At 69.0% G+C, this 7,130-nt stretch carries 10 protein-coding genes; 6 read left to right on the top strand and 4 right to left on the bottom strand.

The window, feature by feature from the left end:
- Positions 1 to 220: hypothetical protein (locus ACFWPJ_RS20015; RefSeq protein ID WP_378853415.1), on the bottom strand; the 220-nt coding region annotated here is incomplete at its 3' end.
- A 274-nt stretch (positions 221 to 494) separates the two neighbouring features.
- Between ACFWPJ_RS20015 and ACFWPJ_RS20010 the strand changes: the two genes are divergently transcribed.
- Complete coding sequence (locus tag ACFWPJ_RS20010) at positions 495 to 836, top strand: hypothetical protein (RefSeq protein WP_378853413.1); 342 nt, start codon at positions 495 to 497, stop codon at positions 834 to 836.
- Positions 837 to 857: 21 nt separating this feature from the next.
- On the opposite strand, the gene ACFWPJ_RS20005 is transcribed toward ACFWPJ_RS20010, so the two are convergent.
- Positions 858 to 1,229 (bottom strand): YybH family protein, encoded by a 372-nt coding sequence (locus ACFWPJ_RS20005; protein WP_378853411.1) that lies wholly within the window; start codon positions 1,227 to 1,229, stop codon positions 858 to 860.
- A gap of 709 nt (positions 1,230 to 1,938) precedes the next feature.
- Here ACFWPJ_RS20005 and ACFWPJ_RS20000 point away from each other — a divergent pair.
- From ACFWPJ_RS20000 to ACFWPJ_RS19985, 4 genes are read left to right on the top strand one after another with little or no spacing between them, the layout of a single operon-like run.
- Positions 1,939 to 3,024, top strand: a complete 1,086-nt coding sequence (locus ACFWPJ_RS20000) for a trehalase-like domain-containing protein (protein ID WP_378853417.1) — start codon at positions 1,939 to 1,941, stop codon at positions 3,022 to 3,024.
- Entirely contained in the window at positions 3,021 to 3,968 is a 948-nt protein-coding gene (locus ACFWPJ_RS19995) for an ATP-binding cassette domain-containing protein (protein ID WP_378853409.1), read from the top strand. Before ACFWPJ_RS20000 ends, ACFWPJ_RS19995 begins: the two co-directional genes overlap by 4 nt.
- 20 nt (positions 3,969 to 3,988) lie before the next feature.
- The gene (locus ACFWPJ_RS19990) at positions 3,989 to 4,813 is read left to right on the top strand and encodes an ABC transporter permease (RefSeq protein WP_378853407.1); all 825 of its coding nucleotides are present in this window, start codon (positions 3,989 to 3,991) and stop codon (positions 4,811 to 4,813) included.
- An 8-nt stretch (positions 4,814 to 4,821) separates the two neighbouring features.
- Complete coding sequence (locus ACFWPJ_RS19985) at positions 4,822 to 6,201, top strand: hypothetical protein (RefSeq protein ID WP_378853405.1); 1,380 nt, start codon at positions 4,822 to 4,824, stop codon at positions 6,199 to 6,201.
- A 22-nt stretch (positions 6,202 to 6,223) separates the two neighbouring features.
- On the opposite strand, the gene ACFWPJ_RS19980 is transcribed toward ACFWPJ_RS19985, so the two are convergent.
- Complete coding sequence (locus tag ACFWPJ_RS19980) at positions 6,224 to 6,445, bottom strand: hypothetical protein (RefSeq protein WP_378853403.1); 222 nt, start codon at positions 6,443 to 6,445, stop codon at positions 6,224 to 6,226.
- Positions 6,446 to 6,471: 26 nt separating this feature from the next.
- Positions 6,472 to 6,741, bottom strand: coding sequence for a hypothetical protein (locus ACFWPJ_RS19975; RefSeq protein ID WP_378853401.1), 270 nt, complete (start codon positions 6,739 to 6,741; stop codon positions 6,472 to 6,474).
- A 26-nt stretch (positions 6,742 to 6,767) separates the two neighbouring features.
- Here ACFWPJ_RS19975 and ACFWPJ_RS19970 point away from each other — a divergent pair.
- Positions 6,768 to 7,130 (top strand): hypothetical protein (locus tag ACFWPJ_RS19970; protein ID WP_378853399.1); only part of this gene is annotated, 363 nt, incomplete at its 3' end.

Raw genomic sequence — 7,130 nt, 5'->3', positions numbered from 1 at the left:
GGTGCACGCCCTTCACCCCGTCGACGAAGCCGATCCCCTGCACGCCGATGCGCAGGCGGGCCGCGTCGACCTGCTCGAGTCCGGGCAGCCGGGCGATGGTGGGCGCGAAGATCTCCACCAGCTTGTCGGCGACCGGCTGGGTCGGGGTGACCTGCCAGTCGTAGAACGAACGTCCCGGAGTCCACCCCGGCCGCCACCACCAGCGACTGGCAACAGTCATCTCGCCCGCGATCATGGTCCCACCTCCCGATCTCAGCCGCCGCTCCCAGCGACCACCCGGCTGACCGGCAGATCTGTCCGCCATCGACAGCTTCGACCAGTCACCCCGACACGCACCGGACACGATCGGCACCAATGCTGCGATGCCAGTTACCTCTCAGCGACGCTATTACCGGCACGGCAGGCCCGCAACACGGCGAGACCGATCCGTTGCACCTTCGATCCCTAGTCCACGCTTTCCACGACGACCGGCCGACTCGCACTACACTGGCGCCATGCCTGTTCGTCGGCTGATCGCGCTGTCCGCGTTCGCCCTCCTGCTTCCCTTCGCCGCGTCCGCCTGCACCATGACGGGCCACGGCACCACCTCCGAGTGCACAGTCAGCGGCTGCACCGTCACCTTCGATCGCGGGGTGAACGCGAAGGCCTCGGTCCTCGGCATCGATGCCGAACTGGTCGCCGTCGAGGGTGACGTGGTCACCTTGAGCGTCGGCGGTCAGCAGGTCACCGTGCCCGTCGGGCAGTCGCAGGCATCCAATGGTATGGATGTCCGGGTCAGCGAAGTGACCCAGGACAAGGTCGTCGTCGTGCTGTCGACGGGCCTGAACCAGAACTGACGCAACGGACTCCGGGACGGATCAGCCGAGCACGTTCGGCTGATCCAGGATCCAGCGCCAGCTACCGTCGGGCTGCCTGCGCGCCACCTCGACGGTGGCGCCGGTGCCACCGGGCAGCCGCGACGAGGTCAGCGCGAGATCGCCTGCTTGCAGCGCGGGCGCCTGGGGCCCCGGCTGGAACACCGGACGGTCGGCCACCAGGCGCGCGTAGGCCGCCCGGATCTCCTCGATCCCCGTCGCCACGACACCGTCCGGCAGGGCGAGCACCGCATCGGATTCGTACAACTCGGCCAGGCCGTCCACGTCGCCGGCATTGAGCCGTTCGACCACCAGCCGGCTCAGATCCTCCGGACGCTGCGCTCGTTCCCGCACACCGTCGACACTGTCGGTCATCGTCACCCTCCTCGACATGGGCTGTGCGCCAACGGTAACGCCGGGGTCCGACAGAACCGGACGTCCGTCTCACCGGGAAATGGCGAAACCCCCGAAAGCCGAGGGGCTTTCGGGGGTTCGCGCGCACAGGTCACACCGTCACAGCGGCGGGAATCCCGCAGAGCCGGTCGCCATCCAGTTCCAGAAACCGACGGCACGGTTGACCAGCAGGGCAATGACGTCGAGAGCAGTGCTTCCCATCAAGCTTCCTAACATTCGGACGAACGATTCGCCTGCCCACCATAGCAACTCGCTGCCGCCGATCACGACGCGATATCGCCGGCATTGGAGCATTACCAGCGAGCGCGCTCGTGTATTCGTCTCGCCGACAACATGATCGCCGTTTCGGCAGGTGAGGCGGGTGCCGGCGCGAAATCTCCCCGGTGCTCGAGTTCCGCTCGCCGTCGGCACGGCGGCCGACCAATTGCCGGTCGGGGCGCATTTTCGACCGGCACGGACGGTCCACAGAATTTCACCGTCGAAATATGTAGTACCGAGGTAGCAAACCTTTCCGAAGTGAGACCGGTGGCGTCCGACGAACACGGTGAGGACCGATGGCAGGCAACAGATCCGAGTGAGGCCGCCGCCGCGGTCAGCTGGTTGGCTGAAGTCGGCCGACCACCGGGCGGACGGTCCCGAGGGAGGAGCGCTCGTGAACGCGTAACCGCCGATCGACGAGCACGGCATCGTCGGCGATCTCCAGACCGCGGCACTGGTTTCGGCCGCCGGAACGATCGACTGGTGGTGTGCTCCCCGATTCGATTCCCCCAGCGTGTTCGCCTCGCTGCTCGACAGCGAGAAGGGCGGGCACTGCTCGATCGCCGTCGACACCACCGCCGCCGGCACCGTCCGGCAGCTCTACCTCCCGGATACGGCCGTCCTGGTCACCCGGTTCTCGGGGCCCGACGGTGTGGGGGAGGTCGCCGATTTCATGGAACCGATCGAGCACACCGCGCCCACCGACCGGCACCGGCTGGTGCGCATCGTGCGGGTGGTGCGCGGAAGTCTGACCTTCACCCTCGGCTGCCGCCCCCGGTTCGACTACGGACGCGCCACCCACACCCTCGATCGAGCCGACGACCGCACCGCCGTCTTCCGGTCCGCCACCGCCGACCTCCACCTGCAGACCACCGATCCGATCCCGATCCATCGGGTTGAGGAAACCACCAGCGCCACGTCTCAGCCGCATGCTGCAACGAATCTCCATCAGTGGCTGGCTGCCGGTTCCGCACCGATCTACGTGGGCTTCGGTTCCATGGACGTCGGCGACCCGGCCGAGTTCGTCGCCATGCTCCGCGCCGTCTGCGCGCGACGGGGGCGTCGGCTGCTGCTGGCGTCGGGGTGGGCCGCGATCACGCCCTGCATCGATGCCGAGGTGGCCGTCGTCGATTACGTCGACCATGCCGAGGTGCTGCCGCGATGTGTGGCGGCGGTGCATCACGGCGGCGCCGGCACGACCGCTGCGGCACTGAGAGCAGGTGTGCCGCAGGTGATCTGCTCGGTTCAGGCCGACCAGCCCTATTGGGGTCAGGCGCTGCAGCGGCTCGGATTGGCAGCGACCATTCCCGCCGGCGCGCTCACCGGCGCGCGCCTGGACACACTCCTCGACCGGATCTCGACCCCCGAAGTCCGTCGTCGCGCCACGGCCTATGCCGCGGGGTTCACCACCGATGGTGTCGAGCGAGCCGTCGATGCCGTCGAAACACTCGCGCCGGTCACCCCCGAACCGATCGACGCCGCAGGGAGGCTCCCATGACCACCGACATCGCCATCCGCACCAGCGGAATCGGCAAGTCCTACGGCGATTTCACGGCCGTGGGCGCCGTCGACCTCACTGTCGCCGCCGGCACGGTCTTCGCCCTGCTCGGCCCCAACGGTGCGGGCAAGACGACCACCGTCCGCATGCTGGCGACCTTGGTGCGTCCCGATCGGGGCAGCGCGGAGATCTTCGGCTACGACATCGTGCGCGACGCCACCGCGGTGCGCTCGATGATCGGGCTCACCGGCCAGTACGCCTCCGTCGACGAAACCCTCACCGCCGGTGAGAATCTGCGCCTGTTCGGGCGGCTGCTCGGGCTGTCCCGCCGCGAGGCCGCCGCGCGCAGCGCCGAACTCCTGGACGAGTTCGAGCTGACCGCGGTCACCGATCGCCCGGTCGGCCAGTTCTCTGGTGGGATGCGGCGGCGTCTGGATCTGGCGGCGACGCTGATCACCGATCCGCCGCTGATCTTCCTCGACGAGCCGACGACCGGGCTCGACCCGCATACCCGTGACCGTATGTGGGGCATCATCCGCAAGCTCGTTGCCCGCGGGGCGGCCGTCCTGCTCACCACGCAGTACCTCGAGGAAGCGGACGCGCTGGCCGATCGGATCGCCGTCATCGACCGCGGCGCGATCGTCGCCGAGGGCACCGCCGCCGAGCTCAAATCGTCCATCGGTGAGCAGGTGCTGCGCCTGGAGCTCGCCGAGGTGAGCCAGTCCGGGCACGCCGAGGCGATTGTCGCCGAGCTGACCGGCGAGGTTCCCGAGGGGTCGTCGGCGGGCACGCTGACCGTCGCGCTCGCGGATGCGGGCACCGCCGCCGACATCGTCGCGGCCTGCCGGGCCGCCGGCATCGCGTTGCGCGGTTTCGCCGTCGACCGACCTGACCTGAACGAGGTGTTCCTCGCACTCACCGGTACGGCACGCGCCGCCGCCTGACCATGGAAGCCGAGACCATCATGACCGTCACCACCGCCGAGCGCACCGCGCCCGCGACGATCGATCGCCGTCCCCGCGTCACCCACGTCAGCCTGCGCGCCTCGCTGTTCCAGTCGCTGATGATGGCGTGGCGGGGACTGCTGACCTTCCGGCACAGCCCGCAGCTGCTCTACGACGCCCTCCTGCTGCCCATCGTCGGGCCGTTGCTGTTCGGCAGCATCTTCGGCACCGCCATCGCGGGCAGCATGGACGCGTACCTGCCGATTCTGATACCGGGTGTGCTGGTGCAGATCGTGCTCACCTCCTCCGTCGCGACCGGAGTGCAGCTGTCCGAGGACATCCGGTCGGGTGTGTTCGACCGGTTCGTCGCCATGCCCATCGCCCGATCCGCGCCGGTCGCCGGTGCACTGCTCGCCGGGGCGACGCGCTATGTCATCGCCGCCACGACGGTGGTGATCGTCGGCTTCGCCATGGGCTACCGGCCCGCGCACCCGGTCGGTTTCCTCGCCGGTGCGGTGCTGGTGGTGCTGGCGACCACCGCGATCAGCTGGCTGTTCGCGTTCATCGGGGTCACCGTGTCCCGACCCGCCGCTGTGCAGGGCATGTCGATGCTGGTGCTCACCTTCCTCAGCTTCGCCTCCAACGCGCTGGTGCCCGAGGAGTCGATGCCCACCTGGCTCGGCTATGTCTCCGACTGCAACCCCGTGTCGTATCTGGTGTCGGCGGTGCGCATGCTCGCCGAGGACGGATCTGTCGGCGCCGATGCCTGCTGGTCGATGGTGGCTGCGCTCGTCGTCGTCGCCGTGTTCGCGCCCCTGACCGTCCGCACCCTGCGCGCCCGCTGAGGATCCCCATGACACTGACCTCCCACGCCCCGTCCGTTGCCCTGCCCACCGCCGTCAACCGGCTCACCGCCGACGACGACCTGTTCCTCAAACTGCACAGCCTCTACGGCAACGCACTGGTCAACCAGCTCGCCTGGCGGTTCGACGAGCCGCTCGGCCGCGACCTGCTCGACCGCTTCCACGCCCAGCTCGCCCAGGGTTTCCTCGCCCGCCGGGTGCAAACCACCCGCGTGCCGTTCGCCCGCCCGTACTGGGTGCCCGCCCCGGAATCGCTCCCGCTCGGCTGTGATGCCGTGCCCGTCGCCGACGACGAGGTCCTGGACTGGTACTTCGCCCAGAGCCAGGTGGATTTCGACCCGGCGGCCGGTCTGGTGTGGCGATTGTCCGCGGCCCCGACCACGGCGGGCGGGACACTGGTGTCGCTGGTGACCTCGCATGTCGCCTCCGACGGCGGCGCGGTGCTGTTCGCCGTCGGTGATGCGCTGGCCCGCCTCGTCAACGGCGAGGACCCCGACCGCTCGGCAAGTTCCGGGCGCCTCGTCGGCAGCGCTCCCCGAAACACACTGAGCGCGAACCTTTCCGATGCGGGCGCGCAGCTGCGCGCGGTGGTGAAAGGCATCCGTGCCGCCCTCGCGACTCGCGCCGTCACCGAGCCCGAACGCACTCCCCGCCCCACGACTCCCCCGCTGCCACTGCCCGAACGATGGTCACCCGCGGATGTCGTCGTCCAACTCGAACTCGGCCAGTGGAACGCCGTCGCCGCAACGCATTCCGGCACGACCAACGGCCTCCTGATCGCCCTCGGCGCGGGACTGCTCGGTCGCACCGACCGCGTCGGCGACACCGCCGATATCCGCGTCGACATCCCCCACTCCATGCGCACCGCGAACGATCCCCGCGCGAACGCCACCACCGGCCTACCGATTTCGGTCCGCTACAACACCACCGACCGCATCGACCTGGGCGCCGTCCGCACGTCGGTGAAGCGTGCCGCCACCGCCTATCGCTACCCGGCGACCACCCCGGCTCTCCAGCACCTGCAACCTCTGCAGATGCTCCTCCCCCGCTTCGTCCTGCACCACTTCGCCCGCACCGCCAAGGCCCCGGAATGCCTGTGCACCAACCTCGGTGACACCGCCCAGTCCGTCGCCGCCATCGGGGACCACCGCGCCGCCGCCGTCCTCATGCGCCCGGTCGTCTGCACCGGCGACCCCGAGATGTTCCGCCGCGTCGAGGTCGGCGTCAACCTGTCCTTCTCCACCGACGGCCACACCGTCACCCTCGCCGTCACCGGCGCCGACCCCGACCGCTTCCCCACCCGCACCACACTGCGCACCCTGCTCACCGCCGAGTTCGACTGCTGGGGCCTCACACCCCACTTCTGGTGAGCGTCGGCACCACCCGCCGAGCTCAATCGATGTAGTCCGCCACGAACTCGTAGCGGTACCACGGCCCGTCGAAGGGCGTGTACTGCTTCGAGCCCTCGCCCACAGGTGGCACCTGGACACCGGGCGGGAAATAGGCCAGCCCGTCGACACCCAACGAATCCCCGATACGGAGCTCACACGCACCGTTGTGATCCCGCCGGATCCCCTCGACCCGGAAGACACCGACCCACCGCGGCTCCGCCACCCGATCACACCGCTGTGCTACCGACGTCATCGTGGATTCGGACACCAGCCACGCGATCCGCTCCGGCAAACGTTGACGCCCGCCACCATCACCCCAACGATGATCAGCGGCAGGATCGACGACACCGCGACGGCGCGGTACTTCACCACCCCCAACAGCGCCAGGACCAGCCAGGGTGTGCCCGCCGCCAGGGTGGTCGCCGTCGCAAAGACAGCGAGCAGCAGATTCGAGTCGAGGGCCTGCGTGACCGAGAGGATCAATGCCGCAACCCAAGTCACCACGGTCGCAACACCCATCGTGGTCAACCGCCAGCCGGGCGGTCGTGGACGCTGTGTTGGTCTTGGTATCGAAGCCGTGCAACAGCTTCCGGCACAATCCGGCGACGGTGTCTCTGTTGGTGGGCCGATCCTTACGAACGTACCGGTACCAGCTCGCCAACCGGTCGCTCAGCAGCGAATCCAGAACTGCCACAGCCAGAGGTAGTGGCCGGCCCGGCGCGCCTCTGCTCGACGCAACACGACGTTACGCCGCCGAGCTCCCGTTTCGCCCGGTCGAACAACTCGGCGACCGCCTGCTCGTCCGCCACGTCCACCTGCGCGGGGACCGCCCGTTATCTGATCGGGGTGAAGCCGGCGCCGACGCCACCCTGGGCCTCGATATCCGCCAGCACGACGCAGATTCCGGT

Source organism: Nocardia sp. NPDC058497, assembly GCF_042720195.1.
Lineage (GTDB): Bacteria > Actinomycetota > Actinomycetes > Mycobacteriales > Mycobacteriaceae > Nocardia.
The sequence above is the reverse complement of the archived record's forward strand: the minus strand, read 5'-3'. Positions and strand labels throughout refer to the sequence as shown.

Bases quoted from the DNA above. Each gene is read 5' to 3' on its own strand.
- ACFWPJ_RS19975 (WP_378853401.1), bottom strand. From the start codon at position 6,741: ATGGGTGTTGCGACCGTGGTGACTTGGGTTGCGGCATTGATCCTCTCG.
- ACFWPJ_RS20005 (WP_378853411.1), bottom strand. From the start codon at position 1,229: ATGACCGACAGTGTCGACGGTGTGCGGGAACGAGCGCAGCGTCCGGAG.
- ACFWPJ_RS19990 (WP_378853407.1), top strand. From the start codon at position 3,989: ATGACCGTCACCACCGCCGAGCGCACCGCGCCCGCGACGATCGATCGC.
- ACFWPJ_RS19985 (WP_378853405.1), top strand. From the start codon at position 4,822: ATGACACTGACCTCCCACGCCCCGTCCGTTGCCCTGCCCACCGCCGTC.
- ACFWPJ_RS19995 (WP_378853409.1), top strand. From the start codon at position 3,021: ATGACCACCGACATCGCCATCCGCACCAGCGGAATCGGCAAGTCCTAC.
- ACFWPJ_RS20010 (WP_378853413.1), top strand. From the start codon at position 495: ATGCCTGTTCGTCGGCTGATCGCGCTGTCCGCGTTCGCCCTCCTGCTT.